Raw genomic sequence first — 20,317 nt, forward strand, 5'->3', positions numbered from 1 at the left:
CTCGCCCGCATGGCCAAACTCGTCGAGGACGCCCAGAACGGCAAGGCGTCCGCCCAGCGCCTGGCCGACCGCATCTCCGCCGTCTTCGTCCCCATCGTCATCGCCCTCGCCCTCGCCACCCTCGGCTACTGGCTCGGCAACGACGCCGGACTCACCGCCGCCTTCACCGCGGCCGTCGCCGTCCTGATCATCGCCTGCCCCTGCGCCCTCGGCCTCGCCACCCCCACCGCCCTCATGGTCGGCACCGGACGCGGCGCCCAACTCGGCATCCTCATCAAAGGCCCCGAAGTCCTGGAGACCACCCGCCGCGTCGACACCATCGTCCTCGACAAGACCGGCACCGTCACCACCGGCCGCATGACCCTCCAGACCACCCACACAGCCGACACCACCACCGAAACCGAAGTCCTCCGAATCGCCGGAGCCCTGGAGAACGCCTCCGAACACCCCATCGCCCAAGCCGTCGCCACCGCCGCGACCGACACCACCGGCCCCCTCCCCACCCCCGAGGACTTCACCAACGTCCCCGGCCTCGGCGTCCAAGGCATCGTCGAAAGCCACGCCGTCCTCGTCGGCCGGCCCCGCCTGATCGCTGACGCCGGGATCTCCCTCCCGCCCTCGTTGTCACGGGCCCTGGAGGAGGACGAGGCGCACGGGCGTACGGCGGTCGTCGTGGCGTGGGACGGGGAGGCCCGGGGCGTGTTCGGGGTGGCGGACGCGGTCAAGGACAGCAGTGCGGCCGCCGTGGCCGAGCTGCGCGCCCTGGGGCTGGAGCCCATCCTGCTGACCGGCGACAACCGGGCGGTGGCGGAGGCCGTGGCGCGGGAGGTGGGCATCGACACGGTCCACGCGGAGGTACTCCCCGAGGACAAGGTGGACGTCGTGAAGCGCCTTCAGGCCGAGGGCCGGGTCGTCGCCATGGTCGGCGACGGGGTCAACGACGCGGCCGCGCTGGCCACGGCATCCCTGGGGCTGGCGATGGGCACTGGGACGGATGCGGCGATCGAGGCGAGCGACCTCACACTGGTTCGTGGAGATCTCAAGGTGACAGGTGACGCAATCCGCCTTTCCAGGCGTACGCTGGCCACCATCAGGGGCAACCTCTTCTGGGCCTTCGGGTACAACGTTGCGGCCTTGCCCCTGGCTGCAAGTGGCCTGCTCAACCCTATGATCGCGGGAGCCGCCATGGCGTTTTCGTCCGTGTTCGTCGTCACGAACAGCCTCCGGTTGCGTGCCTTCACGTAACTTCCACAAAGAGATTTAGATCACACCGGTTTCAGGGTAACCATCCGGTGGGTTCGCGAGTCTTAGAGTGCGACTGCCAAGGATGTCTTGGGGGACGTCCGACGGAGTGTCTTGGGGGACGCTCCTGATGGCATGCGTTGGCCGGGGCACGTGCACCGGGGAGCTTTGAGCGGCCCTCCCGTGCGTACGTACCCCGGCAGATCGCGGCACAACAGAACAACGGGAGCTTCGGCTCCCAGCAGACGCCCGGCCGGATCCCGTGGGGGGAATCCGCTCCGGGATATGGGAAGCGCCCCGACCGTCGACCCGTGGGGGGATCGACGGCGGGGCGCTTCTTCCTTTACGGGGACGGTCACCGGCCCCGAAACGCCGAATCGCCCCGGACACCGCGCTCTGTGCGAAGCGCGGTACGCGGGGCGAAGGCAGTCGGCCGAAGAGGCCGGGGCACTACGGGGCGGTCATCAGGTCCGGGTCAGCGGCCCTCGACCGGGACGAAGTCGCGCAGGACCTCGCCGGTGTAGATCTGGCGCGGGCGGCCGATGCGGGAACCCGGCTCCTTGATCATCTCGTGCCACTGGGCGATCCAGCCGGGCAGCCGGCCGAGCGCGAAGAGCACGGTGAACATCTCGGTCGGGAAGCCCATGGCCCGGTAGATCAGACCGGTGTAGAAGTCCACGTTGGGGTAGAGGTTGCGCGAGACGAAGTAGTCGTCGGAGAGCGCGTGCTCCTCCAGCTTGAGCGCGATGTCGAGCAGCTCGTCGGACTTGCCGAGCGCGGACAGCACGTCGTGCGCGGCAGCCTTGATGATCTTGGCGCGCGGGTCGAAGGACTTGTACACCCGGTGGCCGAAGCCCATCAGGCGGACGCCGTCCTCCTTGTTCTTCACCTTGCGGATGAAGGAGTCGACGTCGCCGCCGTTGGCCTGGATGCCTTCCAGCATCTCCAGGACCGACTGGTTGGCGCCACCGTGCAGGGGGCCCCACAGCGCCGAGATACCGGCGGAGATCGAGGCGAACATGTTCGCCTGCGAGGAGCCGACCAGACGCACGGTGGAGGTCGAACAGTTCTGCTCGTGGTCCGCGTGCAGGATGAGCAGCTTGTCCAGCGCCGAGACGACGACCGGGTCCAGCTCGTACTCCTGGGCGGGGACCGAGAAGGTCATGCGCAGGAAGTTCTCGACGTACCCGAGGTCGTTGCGCGGGTAGACGAAGGGGTGGCCGATCGACTTCTTGTAGGCGTACGCCGCGATCGTCGGGAGCTTCGCCAGCAGGCGGATCGTCGACAGGTGACGCTGCTGCTCGTCGAACGGGTTGTGGCTGTCCTGGTAGAACGTGGACAGGGCGCTGACGACCGAGGACAGCATGGCCATCGGGTGGGCGTCGCGCGGGAAGCCGTCAAAGAACCGCTTGACGTCCTCGTGCAGCAGCGTGTGCTGGGTGATCTCGTTCTTGAACGCCGCCAGCTCGTCGACCTTGGGGAGGTCACCGTTGATCAGCGTGTACGCGACCTCGAGGAACGACGAGCGCTCGGCGAGCTGCTCGATCGGGTATCCGCGGTAGCGCAGAATGCCCTGCTCACCGTCGAGGTACGTGATGGCGGATTTATAGGCGGCGGTGTTGCCGTATCCGCTGTCCAGCGTCACCAGGCCGGTATTGGCCCGGAGCTTCCCGATGTCGAAGCCCTTGTCGCCGACGGTGCTGTCGATCACCGGGTAGGTGTACTCGTCATCGCCGTACCGCAGTACTACAGCGTTGTTGGTGTGCTCGCTCACGTCATCCCTCACCGACGTAGTGCCTCTTCTTCGAGGTGCCCTGACTGTCTTCCACCCTCCCCCATTCGGCTCAGGAGAGTGCACTCGGGGTCGTCCATTGGACCTACTGGCGGCACTGAGTGCCGCCAACTTACTCATCCTGCCCCCTTGACTGCGGTTCCGGAAGACCTCCGTGATGTTTCCCACCGATTTGATCGATCATTTTTGTGCAGGGGTCACGAGAAGTCTTCTCCGGAGCCGCCTCTGAGCCGGAAATCCAGTGCCGTACAACGCCTGCCTGCGGAAACCGTGCGGACCGCCTGGCCGATCGCCTTACGGGACCCGACGAGGACGACGAGCTTCTTGGCCCTCGTCACGGCGGTGTAGAGAAGGTTGCGCTGGAGCATCATCCAGGCACTGGTGGTGACGGGGATGACGACGGCCGGATATTCGCTGCCCTGGGAGCGGTGGATCGTCATGGCGTACGCGTGGGCCAGCTCGTCCAGTTCGTCGAAGTCGTAGCCGATCTCCTCGTCCTCGTCGGTGCGGACGGTGAGCTTCTGCTCGTCCACATCGAGGCTGGTGACGACGCCGACGGTGCCGTTGAAGACGCCGTTCTCGCCCTTGTCGTAGTTGTTGCGGATCTGGGTGACCTTGTCGCCGACCCGGAAGACCCGGCCGCCGAACCGCTTCTCGGGGAGGTCGGGGCGGCCCGGGGTGATGGCCTGCTGGAGCAGCCCGTTGAGATGGCCCGCGCCGGCCGGGCCCCGGTGCATCGGGGCGAGGACCTGCACGTCACGGCGTGCGTCGAGGCGGAACTTGGCCGGGATGCGGCGGGCCGCGACATCGACGGCGAGCTTGCCCGCGTCCTCCGTCTCGTCCTCCACGAAGAGGAAGAAGTCGCCGAGCCCCTCGGTGAGCGGTGGCTGTCCGGCGTTGATGCGGTGCGCGTTGGTGACCACGCCGGACTGCTGGGCCTGGCGGAAGATCCGGGTGAGCCGGACGGCCGGGACCGGGCCGCCCTCCGCGAGCAGATCGCTCAGCACCTCCCCCGCGCCGACCGACGGCAGCTGGTCCACATCGCCCACCAGGAGGAGGTGGGCACCGGGTGCCACCGCCTTCACGAGCTTGTTGGCGAGCAGCAGGTCGAGCATCGACGCCTCGTCGACGACGACCAGATCGGCGTCCAGCGGACGGTCCCGGTCGTACGCCGCGTCCCCGCCCGGCTTCAGCTCCAGCAGCCGGTGCACGGTGGACGCCTCGGCCCCGGTCAGCTCGGAGAGGCGTTTGGCGGCGCGCCCGGTGGGGGCGGCGAGCACCACCTTGGCCTTCTTCGCCCGGGCCAGCTCGACGATCGACCGGACGGTGAACGACTTCCCGCAGCCGGGGCCGCCGGTCAGGACGGCCACCTTGCGGGTGAGCGCGAGGCGTACGGCCTGCTCCTGTTCGGGCGCGAGATCGGCCCCCGTGCGCGTGGCGAGCCAGGCCAGGGCCTTGCCCCAGTCGACGTCCCCGAAGGCGGGCATCCGGTCCTCGCCGGTGTTCAGCAGCCGCCTGACCTGCCCGGCGAGGGACAGCTCGGCCCGGTGGAAGGGGACCAGATAGACGGCCGTGATCGGCTCGCCGCCCTCGGGGGACGGCACCTTCTCCCGTACGACGCCCTCCGGATCGGCGGCCAGCTCGGCCAGGCACTCGATGACCAGTCCGGTGTCGACCTGGAGCAGCTTGACGCCGTCCGCGATGAGCCGCTCCTCCGGGAGGTAGCAGTGCCCCTGGTCGGAGGACTGGGACAGGGCGTACTGGAGCCCCGCCTTGACCCGCTCGGGGCTGTCGTGCGGGATGCCGACGGCCTGGGCGATCTTGTCGGCGGTGAGGAAGCCGATGCCCCAGACGTCGGCGGCCAGCCGGTAGGGCTGGTTCTTGACGACGGAGATCGAGGCGTCCTCGTACTTCTTGTAGATGCGGACGGCGATGGAGGTGGAGACGCCGACGCCCTGGAGGAAGACCATGACCTCCTTGATCGCCTTCTGCTCCTCCCAGGCCGCCGCGATCATCTTCGTGCGCTTGGGGCCGAGGCCGGGGACCTCGACGAGCCGCTTCGGTTCCTGCTCGATGATGTGGAGGGTGTCGACGCCGAAGTGGGTGGTGATCCGGTCGGCCATCACCGGACCGATGCCCTTGATCAGCCCGGAGCCGAGATAGCGGCGGATGCCCTGGATGGTGGCGGGCAGGACGGTGGTGTAGTTCTCCACGGTGAACTGCTTGCCGTACTGCGCGTGCGAGCCCCAACGGCCCTCCATCCGCAGCGACTCGCCGACCTGCGCGCCGAGCAGCGCACCGACCACGGTGAGGAGGTCGCCTCCTCCGCGCCCGGTGTCGACGCGGGCGACCGTGTACCCGTTCTCCTCGTTGGCGTAGGTGATCCGCTCCAGGACCCCTTCGAGGACGGCCATGTTGGACATGACCCGACGCTACCGGGTGCCGCTGACAGTGCCGTTCGCGGCAGAGTGCCGGTAAGTCGGTTCAGGGGGCGGGGGGCGTCGGGCCGCCGTTCTCGTACTCGTTCGCCAGCAGCGCGTCCATGGTGGAGCGCAGCGTGCCGAGGAACTGCTCGAACCGCTCGATCTCCTCGGGCGGGTACGCCGCCATCGCCTCGGCCATCCGTTCGCTGTACGGGCCGAAGAACGCCATGGCGCGCGGCCGGATGTCCGGGCTGCTGCGCAGGGTCACCACCCGGCGGTCGGTGCTCTCGCGGGTACGGACGACGTGCCCCGCCTGTTCGAGCCGCTTGAGCAGGATGGCGGTCGCGCCGGAGGAGAGCGAGACGCGCTCGCTGAGCCGGGCCGGCGACAGGGGTGCGCCCTGGTCCTCCGCGTAGAGGATCTCGACGAGGGCGGCGGCGTCGGTGGAGTGCAGCCCGAGCCAGGCCGCGAAGCGGCGGGTGAACTCGGTGTAGTTGGCCCCGAAGGCGCGCAGGCCGTCCATCACGCGATCGACCCGTACGGCGTCGCGGTCGGCCGTGCCGTCCTCGCCGGCTGTGCCGTGCTCGTCGGCGCCGCGTCCGTTCGTCATCGGCACTGCCCCACGCTCTCTTCCGCTCCACGCGCCGGTCCCGGTTCCGGCTCCGGTTTGACAACCTACCTCCCCCTATTTAGCTTTGCCATAAAGCTATCTACCTTTGCGGCAAAGCAATAGTCGGGAGTCGAACCATCGTGACCGAACCCGCGGAAACCCCACCCACAGCCCGCCAGTGGCTGGGCCTCGTCGCCGTGGCCCTCGGCGTGGCCCTGATCGTGGTCGATCTGACGATCGTCAACGTGATCCTCGCGCCGATCATCGAGGACCTGTCCATCGGCTCGTCGGAGGCCCAGTGGATCCAGGAGTCGTACGCGATCACGTTCGCGGCGCTCCTGCTGGTCACCGGACGCCTCAGCGACCTTCACGGCGCGCGCCGGATCTTCCTGCTGGGCCTCGTCGTGTTCGGCGCGACGAGCCTGCTGGCCGCGCTCGCTCCCAGCGGTGGACTGCTGATCCTCGCCCGGTTCGTCCAAGGCGTGGGCGGGGCGATGATGCTGCCCACCTCGCTGGCCCTGCTGAACGCCACGTTCACCGGGCGCGCGCGCGGACAGGCGTTCGCCGTGTGGGGCTCGACCATCGGAGCGGCGGCGGCCGTCGGCCCGCTGCTGGGCGGGTGGCTCGCCGACATCACCTGGCGCTGGGCCTTCGGCATCAACATCCCGCTGGTCGCCCTCATCGTGCTGGGCGTCCTCCGGTACCTCGACGTGTCGCCCCGGACCCGGGGCCGTATCGACGGCGTCGGCGCGGTGCTGTCGGCGTTGGGCCTGGGGCTCCTCTCCTTCGTCCTGATCGAGGGACGTACGTACGGCTGGCTGATGACGACGAAGCCGCTGGAGGCCGGGGGCTTCTCCTGGTCCGGCGGGCTCTCGCCGGTGTTCGTCGCCCTGCTGCTGTCCCTGCTGGCGCTGGGCGCGTTCTGGCGCAGGCAGGCAGCGCTGAGCCGGGCCGGGGACGAGCCGCTGATGGACGTCGGGCTGTTCTCCATCCGCTCGTTCCGCAACGGGAACTTCGTGACGCTGATGGTCGGTCTCGGGGAGTTCGGCATCATCGCGGTCCTGCCGCTCTGGCTGCAATTCGCCCTCGGTTACAGCGCGTTCGAGGCGGGTCTCGCTCTCGTCGCCCTGGCGGCGGGCAGCTTCGCCGCATCCGGGGCGAGCTTCCCGATGGCCGCGACCGTGTCCGCGCTCGCCCAGGTCAGGATCGGCCTGGTGCTGGAGGCCGCCGGGCTGACGATGCTGGCCCTGATCGCCTCCACGGACAGCCCGTGGTGGCTCATCGCCATCGCGTTGTTCGTGTACGGGATCGGCGTCGGTTTCGCCACGGCGCAGGTGACCAACATCGTCCTCGTCGACGTACCGGAACGGAGCGGAGGGCAGGCGTCGGGCATCCAGAGCGCGGCCCGCGAGCTCGGGTCGGCCCTCGGTATCGCCCTCCTGACCACGCTGTTCTTCAGCACCCTGGCCTCCGGGGTGACCGACCGGCTCACCCGGGACGGCCTCGCGACCGACGAAGCGGAACGGATCGGCGGTGTGGTGACGGACAGCGCCGGATCGGTGATCGATGCCCTCGCCGCGCAGCCGCGTACGGCATCGGCGGCGGAGGCGGCACGCGAGGCGATGGCGGTCGGCGTCCAGGTCACCGGCTACGTCTGCGCGGGGCTGCTGCTCCTGGCGCTGGCGGCGACGCTGTTCATGTCGCCGAAGGCGCGTACGGCGAACGGTGGGCCGGGACCCGAGGCGAACGCGGGGCCGGAAGCTCGCGGGAAGGACCTCGGCGAGCGGACCGGAGCCCGGCCGCCGGAGTGACCGGAGTGTCCGGGATCCGCGCTACTCCCGTGGGGCCGGGCCGGCCAGCCCGTTCTCCCAGAGAGCAGCAGGCCGGTGGCGCAGTCCCGGTGCCGGCTGTGTGCCGATCGGCGGATGGGATCGGGGGCGGCGGAGAACGAGGCTTGAGCCGTTCGCTCGACCAGGGGTCAGCCCAATCCCCCGCCAGAACAAGGGAGTCCACCATGCCCGGCACCGTGAGCAGTCCGAGGCGGCGGGCCGTCGCGTCCGGCGCCCCCGCCGCCGGGGCGCCCGTCACGTCCTCGCCCCGAGTCCCCCGCTCCATCCGCCTGGCGGCGCACGCCGCCGCGCTGACCCTGGTGCCGTCCGGGCTGTGGCGGATCGCCATGGCCCTGGGCTGGGACTCCGGCTTCACCGACGAGCACCTCAACCCCGCGAACTACCCCGGCCCCCTGTCCTTCTACCTCATCGGCCTCAGCCTGCTGGCCGAGGCGGTCGGCCTGCTCACCCTGGGCCTGATCCACCGATGGGGCGAGGAACTCCCGTACTGGGTACCGCTCCTGGGCGGCCGGAGGATCCCCGTCCCGGCGGCGGTGATCCCCGCCTCGACCGGAGCGGCGCTCGTCACCCTCATCACGGTCCTCGGTGCGTTCAACTGGAACGACGCGGACAACATGGGTGCCCCCGGCGCTCCCGAGGGTGTCCACTACTGGGTGATGACCGTCTGCTATCTCCCGCTGCTGGCCTGGGGCCCGCTGCTCGCGGTGGTCACGGCGGCCTACTACCGCCGTCGGCGCCGGGAGGGCTGAGGAGGGCGCGGGACGCGGGCCCGGCTCAGCGCGTGCCCTCGTTCCTGCTCCGGCCGGCGTTGAAGCGCGCCTTCTTCTGGCGGTTGCCGCACGTGTTCATGTCGCACCATTTGCGCGTACGGCTCTGACTGGTGTCGAAGAAGGCGGCCCGGCAGGTCGGTGAGGCGCACAGGGCCAGCTTTCCGTCCCGTTCGCCCGAGATGACGTCGACGGCGTCGGCGGCGATCACAGCGAGGGCGTCCTCCACGGAGGAGGAGCCGAGCCGCCACCGCCGCTCCCCCTCGGGCGTCAGGACCGCCGCGGCCCGCCCCTCGATGCTGCGGTCGTCGATCACCTCGACCGCGGCGGCGGGGAGAGCCTCCCGGAGCGCCGCGGCCGTCGCGGCCGCGTGGATCGACTCCCGCAACTCCCTGGCGAGATCGAGCTGTTCAGGGGTGCAGGAGTCCACGGTGAGGCCGTACACCGCCAGCCAGTCGATGAGCCGCCGAGGCACGGGGATGCGCTCCACGGAGTCGCCGAACCGCTCCGAAAGGGTCCCGGTGAAGCTCGTCGCCAGCACGTTGCCGAGGCGGAAGTCAGGAAAGCCAGCACGCATGGAACCACCTTAGCCGGTTGCGGGGTGGCCCGGAGGACTGTTAGAACCGTCTTAGACGGTTCACACGATGAGTCGGCTTCGATGCCCACGATCGCCAGGAGGCACCATGCCCCGCCCGACCAGCGACGCACCCGTACCCAGCGGCGCACCCGTGACCAACGACGTACACGTCCACGCCTGCGAGACCCACGCGACCGACGCCGACCTCGACGATCTGCGGGCGCGACTGGCCGCGGCGCGGCTGCCGGAGGCCGAGACCGTCCGGGGCGCGCCGCCCGGCCCCCGCCGATGGGACCAGGGTGTTCCGCTGGCCGACCTCGCCGATGTCGTGGAGTACTGGCGTACCGGATACGACTGGCGGGCGTTCGAGGAGCGGCTGAACCGCATGGGCCAGTTCCGTACGACCGTCGACGGGCTGGGCATCCACTTCCTGCACCGCCGGTCCGCGCGCCCGGACGCCGTCCCGTTGCTCCTGACGCACGGCTGGCCGGGCAGCGTCGTCGAATTCCTGCACGTGATGGATGAGTTGGCGGATCCGCAGGACGCGGAGGCGCCGGCGTTCCACGTCGTGGCCCCGTCGCTGCCGGGCTTCGGTTTCAGTGAGAAGCCCGCCACCACCGGGTGGGGTACCGAGAAGATCGCGGCCGCGTGGGTGGAGCTGATGGGGAGACTCGGCTACGGCCGGTTCCTGGCCCACGGCGGCGACTGGGGCGGCAACATCACCACGGTGCTGGGCGGCAGGTTCCCGGACCAAGTGATCGGCGTCCACTCCACGTTCGCGGAGGCCCCGCCCGGGCTGACCACGGACGGGCTGACGGAGACCGAGCGCGGGTGGACCGAGGAGACCCGCCATTTCTGGCGCCACCGCGCGGCCTACGCCAAAGCGCAGGCGACCCGGCCGCAGACCATCGGCTACGCGCTCGTCGACTCACCGGTCGGACTGCTCGCCTGGATCCTCGACAAGTTCGCCGAGTGGTCGGACACCGAGGACAGCCCGTTCGAGACGATCTCCCGGGACCGGGTCCTCGACAACGTCACCCTGTACTGGCTGACGCGGACGGGCGCGTCGGCGGCCCGCATCTACTACGAGAGCCACAACTCGCTCGACCCCGCGCTCCGGGTCGACGTCCCGTCGGCGATCACCATGTATCCCCGCGACATCGACAAGACTCCGCGCCCCTGGGCCCAGGAGCGGTACCGGAACATCGTCCGGTGGCGGTCGCCCGAGGCCGGGGGCCATTTCCCGTCGCTGGAGATGCCCGGGTTCTTCGTCGCCGACCTGCGGGAGGGCCTCGCGGCGGTGCTGGCCGCCCGCGAAGTCGCCTGAGCCCTCGGATCACATGAGCTTGCGGCGACCGGTCTCCTTCTTCAGGCCGCCCGCGTTGATCGGCTGGAGGATGACCGTGATCGCGCCGACGGTGAAGTGCTGCACCGGGCCGCCGGTGTTCCGCCCGTGGAAACTGTTCGGCAGCGCCTGCCCGTTGGTCGGGTCCGTGCCCGCCGTATACATGTCGATGATGCCCTCGTGCCCCTGCCGGGCCTTCGCGTCGTTCCCGTCCGCCGCTTGTTCCACGGTGATGTGGTCGTCGCCGTCCACGGCGACCACGGCCGCCACGTGGTAGGGCCACCCGCTCGTGTTGGCGGGCCGCTCGTAGTCACCCTGCCACGCGGTCTCCACGATGGCGTACGCCTGGCCGGGGCCCGGCCGCTCCTCGCCGTTCGCGTGCGGGCCGCCGGGCCGGGCCGCCGCGTAGGCCTGGGCGCCTTCCACGTTCTCCTGGTCGCCCAGGCCGAACTGGGCACCGCCCAGGGCGAAGGCGCTGGCGTCCTGCCCGAGGGCCAGCCGCTGCCGGTGCATGATCTCCTCGGCCGTGTGGGCGCAGTCCGCGAGGAAGGCCGTCTCCGGCTCGTACTCCGTGTACGTACGACCCCCGATGTCACCGCTCTGCCCGGTCGGCGTGCAGTACCGGGGCGGCGAGGCGCCTTCCGCGACCCAGATGACGGTGGTGTCCGCGCCCGGTGTGAGCGGCATGAGGTAGAGGCCGTTCTCCGAGAGCCGTACGCTCCCCAACTCCTCGGTGTTGCTCTCGGAGAAGCGCTGGACGGCCGTGGCTTCGGTACCGCGCGCCGCGTCCCGGGCGGTGGCGTGCGCTTCGCGCTGTACGGGGGTGTCGTGGGAGCCCTGACCGCTCTGGGCGCTCTCCTCGGGCGTCCGCCTCATCACCCGGACCGCGTTGGCCTCGGCCTCGCGCTCGAAGCGGTCGCCGGGGTCGGAGACGCTCAGCCCGGACCCGTTGTCCGTACCGGCCACCGGGCCCTGGCGCTGCTGGATGACGTGCGTCAGCTCATGGGCGAGCGTGTGCTTGTCGCCGCCGCCGTCGCCGATGACGACATGGCTGCCGGAGGTGTAGGCGCGGGCGCCCACCTCGGCGGCGGAGGCGCGGGCGGCGGAGTCGGTGTGCAGGCGGACGTCGGAGAAGTCGGAGCCGAGCCGGGATTCCATCTCCTCGCGCAACGGTGCGTCCAGCGGTCTGCCCGGCGCGCGCAGCACGTCGTGCACGGCGGAGCGCTGCACCGGCTCCGCGCCGGGCTGTTGGTGACCGCAGTCCGGGCCGTGCCGGTGCCGGTCGCGCTGGAGCATGCGGAGGACGGCGGCGTTGCCGGTGGTGCGCTGGAGAGCGAGAAGCGCGTCAGGCACCCGGCCACTCGGGGCCGCCGCCTCCCCCGGCCGCTCGGCGGCGCCCCTGGCGGGGCGCTGCGGCTCCCGCTCGTTCTCTTTCGGCTCGTGCGCGCGCATGGACTTCCGCTCGTAGGGCTGGCGACAGGGCTGTTTCCTCCTGCCTACCCGGTGCGGCGGTCGAGGGTAAGGGCTGTACGGGACACAGTGCGGTGGCCCGTGGGGGCAACACGTCCGCCCGGCGGGCCCCGCCCCTCACCCCATGCTCGCCGCGACCTCGCTCCGCAGCTGCGGCAGCTTGTCGTGCAGGACGCCCGGGCAGAGGGTGTCGCCGAAGTCCTTGTGTCCGTACAGGCGGCTGGGTGCGATGCCGTACTGCCGGCAGACGTACGCGCAGAGCGCCACCAGGACCTCCCACTGGGCCCGCGGCGGCTGTGCGCCGTCGTGGTACGCGCCCTCGTTGGCGATACCGATGGCCTGGTCGTTCTGGCCGGACGTGTGGGCGCCGAGGACGAAGTCGCTGCCGCCGCGCAGGGTGCTGAGGCTCTGGTGGCGGCCCTCGGTGATCCAGCCGCCCCGGCTGATGAGGAAGTGGTAACCCGTGTCGGTCCACCCGTTCTTGTCCAGGTGCAGGTCCTGGACCCAGTGGGCGTGACGGTGGGCCTGGGCACGGGAGATGTCGGAGGTGTTGGCGCTGACCGTGTGGTGCACGATGATCTTCGTCGGACGTTTCCCCACCAACTCGATCGGCCCCTGCGGCGGACGGGCCTGCCACTGGGCCGTACCGTCGATGTCCGGTTCCACGGCGGCGGCGTCGAGGGCGTGGGCCGTGCCCGGTAAGGCGGCTGCGGCCAGGCCGCCGGCACCGGCGAGCAGAATGTGGCGACGGGACGGCTGCGGAAGGTTCACTGCGGGCTCCTGGTGTGAAGGGGTGGGCACACGGCGGGGGTGTGCGGCCGGGTGAGCCGCCGACGGGCTCGCCCGGTCGTCACGAGAAGGATTACGCCGTGTTGTTGGCTAGGGCCTGGAGCCGCGCCAGGCTGCCGTTGAACTTGTTGCGGTCCACGTCGCCGGAGACTCCGCCGACCCGGCCGGTGGCCGTGTACTGCCAGATCGTCCACGTGGGGAAACCTGCGGGGATGGTCGGGCTGGCGGTGCCCCAATGCGCGATCCAGAGAGGCGACTTGGCGGCCATGCCGGTCCAGCCGCCGGTGCAGGTGTTCCACCAGCTGGCCGTCGTGTAGATAACGACGTCCCGGGTGGTGCGCGCCTTGTACGTGGCGTAGAAGTCGTTGATCCACGTCCGCATCTGGGTCGTGGAGAGGCCGTAGCACATGGCGCCGTACGGGTTGTGCTCGATGTCCAGCACACCGGGGAGGGTCTTGCCGTCCTGGGACCATCCTCCGCCGTTGCCCGCGAAGTAGCCCGCCTGCGTTGCCCCGTTGGAGACGTCGGGGCGGGCGAAGTGGTACGCGCCGCGGATCAGGCCGGCGTTGTAGGAGCCGGTGTAGTTCGCGCTGAAGCTGCTGTCCTTGAAACTCGTGCCCTCGGTGGCCTTCATGTAGGCGAAGCTGATGCCCGCGGCCTTCACCGAACCCCAGTTGATCGCCCCCTGCCAGTGGGAGACGTCGATGCCCTGGACGCCGCTGGTGTCCATCGCCGTGATCCCGCCCGCCGCCGAGGACGCGGGGCCCTGCTCGATGCGGGTGCCCGCCCCCATCCACGCCTGGCCGGACCGGACCGGCTCGTCGGGCGCGGGCGGTGCGGCGGCGGCCGTGCCCGTTCCGGTCAGGATCAGCGCCACGGCCGCACCGAGAGCACCGGCCGACACAGCGCCTCGGGGTCTCTTGAGTCGGCGGGACGGAGAACGGTACGCGGGCATGGCCACCTCCGGGCACGTTGACGAGGACGGGATGCGCACGGCATGGCATCCGAGCGGCATCCGATCAGCGGATGCCATGCACATGTCACGAGTAGGCCATGGACCCGGAAAGGCGTAAAGGGGCCTCTTGGTTTAGACCTGTGCCGCCAGCCCCTACCTGCGAGAACGCCCCGAGGCGGCGAGAATTTTCATTTCTGAAAGGCTGCGGCCGCCGTTGACCGAGGTATTCAAATTTGACTAAAGTGCGGCGCATGACCGAGACGACGATCCCGATGCTTCCCTGCCGGACCTCCCTGATCGACTCCGTGGTCGCTTTCTACGCCGCCCTCGGCTTCGAGACGACGTCCCTGCAGAAGAGCCCGTACGGGTACGCCGTCGTCGAACGCGGTGCGGTCGAACTCCAGCTGTACGGGATGAAGGAGTACGACCCCGCGTCCTCCCACTCCGGGTGCTACGTCCTCACCGAGGACGTGGACGGCCTGCACGCGGCGTTCCGGTCGGGGCTCAAGGCGGTCTACGGGCGCGTCCCGACGCGGGGGCTGCCGCGCATCGGCCCGCTGAAGGACATGTCGTACGGGGTCCGGCAGTTCCTGGTGACCGACCCGACCGGCAACACGATCCGGATCGGGCAGCCGATCAGCGACGACCTGAACCACCGGCCCGCCCCTAAGGAGACGTTCGCCCGCGCCCTGCACATGGCGGACCTCTTCGCGGACTCCAAGCAGGATCTGCCGGGGGCCGCGAAGATCATCGACCGGGTGCTGGGCCTGACGGACGAGCGGCCGACTCCGGTGCAGAAACTGCGGCTGCTCGTCCTGCGCGGGGACATCGCCCAGCGGATGGGCGATACGGAGCGGGCGGCGGGGCTGCTGGAGGAGGCGGAAGCGGTCCGGCTCGGGCCGGGAGAAAGGGCAGAGGCCGCCGACGCCCTGGCCAGACTGGCGGAGCTGCGGGGCTGATCCGCCCGGCTCAGACGGTCCGCGTCAGCTTCTTCGCCGTGCTGCAGGAGCCGGCCCGCGCATGCCGCCACAGCTGGACGGCCGTGAGGGCGAACAGGGCCGTGAACGCGAGCAGGAACACGCCCGCGATCCCGACCTGCCGACCGCCCGGATCCCGGTCGGCCTGAAGGACGAGAACCAGCAGGGAGAGGAGCATCCCGCCGAGGTAGACCGGCCGGATCCGCCGCAACTGCCGTACGGCACGGGGTGCGAGAGCTACACGCTTCAAGGTGGCCATGCCCGCCGGGTACCCCCCACTCGGGCGGCCACGCGTCGGTGCACCCGTTCGTGTCGGCCGCCGGGCAAAATTCGATGGCCGGTCCCCCGGCCCCCTTGTTACGGTGCTCGCTCCTCCACCGCGGGACCGACCGCGGGTGACCTCTGGGCGCGAGCCCTGGAAAGCAGTTGATGTATGCCCCGGACAGTGACTCCGAGCCTCCCTCGTCGCACCTGTGACGCCGGGGTGACCGGGCCTGACCGTCCGCGGCCGCCGTACGCGACCGACTGCTGACACCTCACGGCCGGCTGCCGTCGCGCAGCCGGCCGGCCCCGCTCCCCGTACGCCCCTGACGCGAGGGGTGCTCGGTACTTCCCTGCTGCTTCGTTCCTCATCTTCGGCAAGGAGTATCCGGGTGTCTCACGACAACCCCCAGCACCGCTCAGCCATGTCCTCCCTGGACACCTTCACCTGCGTCCGCTGCGGACTGACCGTCGCCGCGTACGCGCCCGACGGCAGCCGGCGCAACCACTGCCCCAGCTGCCTGCACTCGCAGCACCTCGTCGACCACGTCGAGGGCGGCCGCTCCGACTGCGAGGGCCGGATGGCCCCGATCTCCATCGCGGTGCTGCGCACCGGCGACTGGATGGTCGTCCACCGCTGCACCCGGTGCGACGAGCTGACCTCGAACCCGGTCTGCGGGGACGACAACCAGCTGATCCTGATGCGGATGGCCGTACGTCCGCTGGCCCAGCCGCCCTTCCCGCTCGAAGCCTTCGGTGACCTGTGAACCGGGCGACCGAGGAGCTCCGATGACGCGGCGCAAGCCCCGTCGGGGATCGGAACGGCGTCCGCAGCGGGCCAAGGACGTGCTGCACGGACCGGGCGGGGCGCGCGGTGACGCGTTCCGGTGTGTCGGCTGCCGGCTCGACGTCCCGCTGGCGGCGCCGGGCACCGCCCACCGCAATCACTGCCCGTCCTGCCTGGTCAGCCTGCATGTGGACGGGCGCGTTCCGGGTGACCGGGCGGCGGGGTGCCGTGGGCGGATGGTGCCCCTGAGCCTGTCCGTGCGGCAGGACGGGGAGTGGATGCTCATCCACCACTGCGTCGCGTGCGGGCGGCTCAGCGCCAACCGCATCGCGGGCGACGACAACGCGCTGGCGCTCGTCCGGCTGGCGCTGCGGCCGCTCGCGGACGCAGCGGTCCCCGTGCGGGCGATGCTCGCGCTGTGATCCCGGGGGCCGCCCGGCAACCGCCGGGCGGCCCCCGGTCAGCCCTGCCCTTCAGGTCACCCCGACCCTCGACCCTCGGCTCACCCCGGGTCCTCGCCCGTCAGGCCGTCGACCGACTCACGGATGAGGTCGGCGTGGCCGACATGGCGGGCGTACTCCTCGACGAGGTCCAGGAGGATACGGCGGAGGTTGGGGCGTTCGCCGCTGCGGGTGACGTACGCGCCGAGCTGGTCCAGGCCGCCGCCGGTGCTGAGCGCCTCCTCGACCAGGGCCCGGGAGCGGGCCGCCGACTCCCGCCACAGCGTGCGCAGTTGCTCGGGAGTGTCCTCGGCGGCGGTGCGGTAGGCCCAGTCCGGGTCGTGGTCCCAGTCGACCGTGTTCCACGGTGCACCGGCCGGGACACCGAGCCAGAGGCGGGCGAAGTGGCTGTCCTCGACGTGCGCCAGGTGCTTGAGCAGGCCGCCCAGGGTGACGGAGGACGCGCCGACCGTAGCGCGCAGTCCGTCCGCGCCCAGGCCGGAGGTCTTCCAGGCCAGCGTGGCCCGCTGGCGTTCCAGCGCGCCGAGGACGGCCTCGGCCTCCGTGCCGGCGAGGGGAGGTTCGGGCCATTCTTCCGCTGCGCTCTCCGTCATGGCGGCAGATCCTAACGAACCGCGTGAGACCGGCTGACGGATGGCGTAGAGCCCGCCGGGAAAGCGGAATGGGGCCCGGCCTCGCGGCCGGACCCCCCTCGCTTTCCCCTCCCGTCGGGCCTTCCCGTTCCCCCCGGACCCCTCCCCGGAAGTCCCGACGCCATGTGTGACCCGGGAGGGTACCCAAAGGTTGCAGCCCTTTACGATCTCTTTACCTTCGGTCGGGTGCGGGGCTCTCAGCAGGCATGTTGCACGTACCGCTCCGCTACTTCCGCCAGGACCTCCGCGCCGTCACGGGCCCACAGCGCCTCGTTGAAGATCTCCACCTCGACCGGGCCGTCGAAGCCGGCGGATTCCACTGCGCGGCGGAACTCCCGGAAGTCCACGCTTCCGTCGCCCAGTTGTCCCCGGCCCAGCAGGACGCCCGCCGGGAGCGGGGTGATCCAGTCGGCCAGCTGGAAGGAGTGGATACGTCCGCCCCGGCCCGCGCGGGCGATCTCGGCGGGTGCCCGGTCGTCCCACCAGAGGTGGTAGGTGTCCACGACCACCCCGACCTGTTCGGCCGGGAAGCGTTCCGCGAGGTCCAGGGCCTGGGCGAGGGTGGAGACCACACAGCGGTCGGACGCGTACATCGGGTGGAGCGGTTCGATCGCCAGGCGTACGCCGCGTTCGGCGGCGTACGGGGCGAGGACCGCCAGCGCCTCGGCCACCCGCTCGCGGGCCCCGGTCAGATCGCGGCTGCCGGGCGGGAGGCCGCCGGAGACCAGGACCAGGGTGTCGGTGGACAGGGCCGCCGCCTCGTCGATCGCCGCCCGGTTGTCGTCCAGGGCGCGGGCGCGTTCGGCGGGGTCGAGGGCGGTGAAGAAGCCGCCCCGGCAGAGGCTGGTGACGGTGAGCCCGGAGTCCGCGAGGAGCCGGGCCGTGCGCTCGACACCGTACGCCTGCACCGGGGCCCGCCACAGGCCGACCTTGCCGATGCCCGCCTTGACGCAGCCCTCGGCGAGCTCCGGCAGCGACCACTGCTTGATGGTCTCCTGGTTGATGCTCAGACGTGCCAGATCGCGGTTCGTCATCGTGCGCCTCCGTGGACGGCGAGCAGCGCGCGCATGCGGTGTGCGGCCAGGCCGGGGTCCGGGAACAGGCCGAGGCCGTCGGCCAGTTCGTACGCCGTCGCCAGATGCGGCAGCGAGCGGGCCGACTGGAGTCCGCCCACCATCGTGAAGTGGTCCTGGTGGCCGGCCAGCCAGGCCAGGAACACCACGCCCGTCTTGTAGAAGCGGGTGGGCCGCTGGAAGAGGTGGCGGGACAGCTCGACCGTGGGGTCCAGGAGGGCCCGGAAGCCGGCCACGTCCCCCGTGTCCAGCACTCGTACCGCATGCGCCGCCAGCGGGCCCAGCGGGTCGAAGATGCCCAACAGCGCGTGGCTGAAGCCGCGTTCGTCGCCCGCGATCAGCTCCGGGTAATTGAAGTCGTCGCCCGTGTAGCAGCGCACCCCGCCCGGGAGGCGGCGGCGGACGTCGATCTCGCGGGCCGCGTCCAGGAGGGAGATCTTGATGCCGTCGACCTTGTCCGGGTGTTCGGCGATGACCTTGAGGAAGGTGTCCGTGGCCTCGTCGAGGTCGGTGCTGCCCCAGTAGCCCTCCAGGGCCGGGTCGAACATCGGGCCCAGCCAGTGCAGGATCACCGGTTCCGACGCCTGGCGCAGGAGATGGGCGTACGTGGCGAGGTAGTCCTCCGGCCCCCGGGCGGCGCGGACCAGGGCGCGCGAGGCCATGAGGATCGGCTGGACGCCGTGCTCCTCGGCCAAGGCGAGCTGCTCCTCGTACGCCGCCGTGACCTCGGCCAGGGTGGGTGCGGGACCCCCGGGCAGCTGGTCGGTGCCCACGCCGCAGGCGATCCGCCCGCCCACCGCCTTCGCCTCGGCGGCCGAGCGGCGGATCAGTTCGGCCGCACCCGCCCAGTCCAGGCCCATCCCGCGCTGCGCGGTGTCCATGGCCTCCGCGACGCCCAGGCCGTGCGCCCAGAGGTGGCGGCGGAAGGCGAGCGTGGACTCCCAGTCGACGGCCGCCGGGTCGTCCGGGCCGATGTCCGCGTACGGGTCCGCGACCACGTGGGCCGCCGAGAAGACGGTACGGGAGGAGGGAGTCCCGGCGCCCGGCGGCAGATCGAGCGGGGTGGCGCGGGGGGTGTAGGGACCCCGGGGCAGGGGGACGACAGCCGTCACAGCGTCAGCTCCGGGATGTCGAAGCGGCGACCCTCGGCGGACGACTTCAGTCCCAGTTCGGCCAGTTGGACGCCCCGGGCCCCGGCCAGCAGGTCCCAGGTGTACGGCGCGTCCTGGACGACATGGCGCAGGAACAGCTCCCACTGCGCCTTGAAGCCGTTGTCGAACACCTGGTTGTCCGGGATCTCCTGCCACTGGTCGCGGAACGACTCGGTGACCGGGAGGTCCGGGTTCCAGACCGGCTTCGGGGTCGACGAGCGGTGCTGGACACGGCAGTTGCGCAGGCCCGCGACGGCCGAGCCGTGCGTTCCGTCGACCTGGAACTCCACCAGCTCGTCGCGGTTGACCCGCACCGTCCAGGAGGAGTTGATCTGCGCGACGGCCCCGCCCGCCAGCTCGAAGATGCCGTATGCGGCGTCGTCGGCGGTCGCCTCGTACGGCTTGCCCTGCTCGTCCCAGCGCTGCGGAACGTGCGTCCTGACGTGCGCGGTCACGGTGGTGACCTGGCCGAACAGCTCGTGTATCACGTACTCCCAGTGCGGGAACATGTCGACGACGATGCCGCCGCCGTCCTCCGCACGGTAGTTCCACGAAGGGCGCTGGGCCTCCTGCCAGTCGCCCTCGAAGACCCAGTAGCCGAACTCCCCGCGCACGGACAGGATTTCGCCGAAGAAGCCGCCGTCGATGAGGCGCTTCAGCTTGCGCAGGCCCGGCAGGAAGATCTTGTCCTGGACGACACCGTGCTTGATGCCGGCGTCACGCGCGAGCCGGGCCAGGTCGAGGGCCCCCTCGACGTCCGTGGCGGTCGGCTTCTCGGTGTAGACGTGCTTGCCCGCCGCGATCGCCTTCTTGATCGCCTCCACCCGGGCCGAGGTGACCTGGGCGTCGAAGTAGATCTCGACCGACTCGTCCGCGAGCACCGCGTCCAGGTCCGTCGACCACTCGGTCAGACCGTGGCGCTCGGCGAGTTCCTCCAGGGCGTGGGCGCGACGGCCGACGAGCACGGGCTCGGGCCACACCACCTCGCCGTCGCCGAGATCCAGGCCCCCCTGCTCGCGGATCGCGAGGATCGAGCGCACCAGGTGCTGCCGGTATCCCATGCGTCCCGTGACGCCGTTCATGGCGATGCGCACTGTCCTGCGTGTCACGAAGGTCCCTCCATACAGCCGTAGCAAGCGCTTTCTACGGAAGATG

The 20,317-nt window shown here is 70.7% G+C and carries 19 protein-coding genes; 7 read left to right on the forward strand and 12 right to left on the reverse strand.

What is annotated here, in order from left to right; all coding sequences use genetic code 11:
• Positions 1–1,245 (forward strand): heavy metal translocating P-type ATPase (locus IE134_RS18885; RefSeq protein WP_189431140.1); only part of this gene is annotated, 1,245 nt, incomplete at its 5' end.
• 472 nt (positions 1,246–1,717) lie between these two features.
• Here IE134_RS18885 and IE134_RS18890 read toward each other — a convergent pair.
• The 3 genes from IE134_RS18890 to IE134_RS18900 form a co-directional block, all read right to left on the reverse strand.
• Positions 1,718–3,016, reverse strand: a complete 1,299-nt coding sequence (locus IE134_RS18890; RefSeq protein ID WP_010056523.1) for a citrate synthase — start codon at positions 3,014–3,016, stop codon at positions 1,718–1,720.
• Positions 3,017–3,231: 215 nt separating this feature from the next.
• Positions 3,232–5,457 (reverse strand): SF1B family DNA helicase RecD2, encoded by a 2,226-nt coding sequence (gene recD2, locus IE134_RS18895; RefSeq protein WP_189431142.1) that lies wholly within the window; start codon positions 5,455–5,457, stop codon positions 3,232–3,234.
• Between the two features lie 61 nt (positions 5,458–5,518).
• Positions 5,519–6,067 carry a MarR family winged helix-turn-helix transcriptional regulator gene (locus tag IE134_RS18900; protein ID WP_189431144.1) on the reverse strand — a complete coding sequence of 183 codons (549 nt, stop codon included), beginning with the start codon at positions 6,065–6,067 and terminating at the stop codon, positions 5,519–5,521.
• A 140-nt stretch (positions 6,068–6,207) separates the two neighbouring features.
• Between IE134_RS18900 and IE134_RS18905 the strand changes: the two genes are divergently transcribed.
• Together IE134_RS18905 and IE134_RS18910 are read left to right on the forward strand one after the other, a co-directional pair.
• Complete coding sequence (locus IE134_RS18905) at positions 6,208–7,878, forward strand: MFS transporter (RefSeq protein WP_098016990.1); 1,671 nt, start codon at positions 6,208–6,210, stop codon at positions 7,876–7,878.
• A 203-nt stretch (positions 7,879–8,081) separates the two neighbouring features.
• Positions 8,082–8,666 (forward strand): hypothetical protein, encoded by a 585-nt coding sequence (locus IE134_RS18910; protein ID WP_098894387.1) that lies wholly within the window; start codon positions 8,082–8,084, stop codon positions 8,664–8,666.
• 25 nt (positions 8,667–8,691) lie between these two features.
• Here the strand turns inward: IE134_RS18910 and IE134_RS18915 are convergent, their stop codons facing one another.
• Positions 8,692–9,261 carry a CGNR zinc finger domain-containing protein gene (locus IE134_RS18915; RefSeq protein WP_032785120.1) on the reverse strand — a complete coding sequence of 190 codons (570 nt, stop codon included), beginning with the start codon at positions 9,259–9,261 and terminating at the stop codon, positions 8,692–8,694.
• Between the two features lie 106 nt (positions 9,262–9,367).
• Between IE134_RS18915 and IE134_RS18920 the strand changes: the two genes are divergently transcribed.
• Entirely contained in the window at positions 9,368–10,588 is a 1,221-nt protein-coding gene (locus IE134_RS18920) for an epoxide hydrolase family protein (protein WP_229823647.1), read from the forward strand.
• Positions 10,589–10,597: 9 nt separating this feature from the next.
• Here the strand turns inward: IE134_RS18920 and IE134_RS18925 are convergent, their stop codons facing one another.
• The 3 genes from IE134_RS18925 to IE134_RS18935 form a co-directional block, all read right to left on the reverse strand.
• Positions 10,598–12,058, reverse strand: a complete 1,461-nt coding sequence (locus IE134_RS18925) for an eCIS core domain-containing protein (protein ID WP_189431146.1) — start codon at positions 12,056–12,058, stop codon at positions 10,598–10,600.
• Between the two features lie 135 nt (positions 12,059–12,193).
• Positions 12,194–12,847 carry a peptidoglycan recognition protein family protein gene (locus tag IE134_RS18930; protein WP_098016987.1) on the reverse strand — a complete coding sequence of 218 codons (654 nt, stop codon included), beginning with the start codon at positions 12,845–12,847 and terminating at the stop codon, positions 12,194–12,196.
• A gap of 91 nt (positions 12,848–12,938) precedes the next feature.
• Entirely contained in the window at positions 12,939–13,820 is an 882-nt protein-coding gene (locus IE134_RS18935; protein ID WP_189431148.1) for a lysozyme, read from the reverse strand.
• Between the two features lie 251 nt (positions 13,821–14,071).
• Here IE134_RS18935 and IE134_RS18940 point away from each other — a divergent pair, with 251 nt between their 5' ends.
• Positions 14,072–14,779, forward strand: a complete 708-nt coding sequence (locus tag IE134_RS18940; protein WP_030708428.1) for a VOC family protein — start codon at positions 14,072–14,074, stop codon at positions 14,777–14,779.
• A 10-nt stretch (positions 14,780–14,789) separates the two neighbouring features.
• Here IE134_RS18940 and IE134_RS18945 read toward each other — a convergent pair whose 3' ends face one another.
• Positions 14,790–15,056 (reverse strand): hypothetical protein, encoded by a 267-nt coding sequence (locus IE134_RS18945; RefSeq protein ID WP_030708429.1) that lies wholly within the window; start codon positions 15,054–15,056, stop codon positions 14,790–14,792.
• 427 nt (positions 15,057–15,483) lie between these two features.
• On the opposite strand from IE134_RS18945, the gene IE134_RS18950 reads away from it, so the two are divergent.
• Complete coding sequence (locus tag IE134_RS18950) at positions 15,484–15,825, forward strand: RNHCP domain-containing protein (RefSeq protein WP_032775087.1); 342 nt, start codon at positions 15,484–15,486, stop codon at positions 15,823–15,825.
• Positions 15,826–15,847: 22 nt separating this feature from the next.
• Complete coding sequence (locus tag IE134_RS18955) at positions 15,848–16,267, forward strand: RNHCP domain-containing protein (protein WP_098016985.1); 420 nt, start codon at positions 15,848–15,850, stop codon at positions 16,265–16,267.
• Between the two features lie 80 nt (positions 16,268–16,347).
• On the opposite strand, the gene IE134_RS18960 is transcribed toward IE134_RS18955, so the two are convergent.
• From IE134_RS18960 to IE134_RS18975, 4 genes are all read right to left on the reverse strand, one after another.
• A complete protein-coding gene (locus IE134_RS18960; protein ID WP_030708434.1) occupies positions 16,348–16,899 on the reverse strand; it encodes a DinB family protein in 552 nt (183 codons plus the stop codon).
• A 236-nt stretch (positions 16,900–17,135) separates the two neighbouring features.
• Positions 17,136–17,972, reverse strand: a complete 837-nt coding sequence (locus IE134_RS18965) for a sugar phosphate isomerase/epimerase family protein (RefSeq protein ID WP_030708436.1) — start codon at positions 17,970–17,972, stop codon at positions 17,136–17,138.
• A complete protein-coding gene (locus IE134_RS18970; protein ID WP_098016984.1) occupies positions 17,969–19,123 on the reverse strand; it encodes a dihydrodipicolinate synthase family protein in 1,155 nt (384 codons plus the stop codon). Before IE134_RS18970 ends, IE134_RS18965 begins: the two co-directional genes overlap by 4 nt.
• A complete protein-coding gene (locus IE134_RS18975; RefSeq protein ID WP_189431149.1) occupies positions 19,120–20,271 on the reverse strand; it encodes a Gfo/Idh/MocA family protein in 1,152 nt (383 codons plus the stop codon). Before IE134_RS18975 ends, IE134_RS18970 begins: the two co-directional genes overlap by 4 nt.
• Positions 20,272–20,317: the final 46 nt, after the last annotated feature.

The organism is Streptomyces rubiginosohelvolus, from assembly GCF_014649875.1.
GTDB lineage: Bacteria > Actinomycetota > Actinomycetes > Streptomycetales > Streptomycetaceae > Streptomyces > Streptomyces rubiginosohelvolus.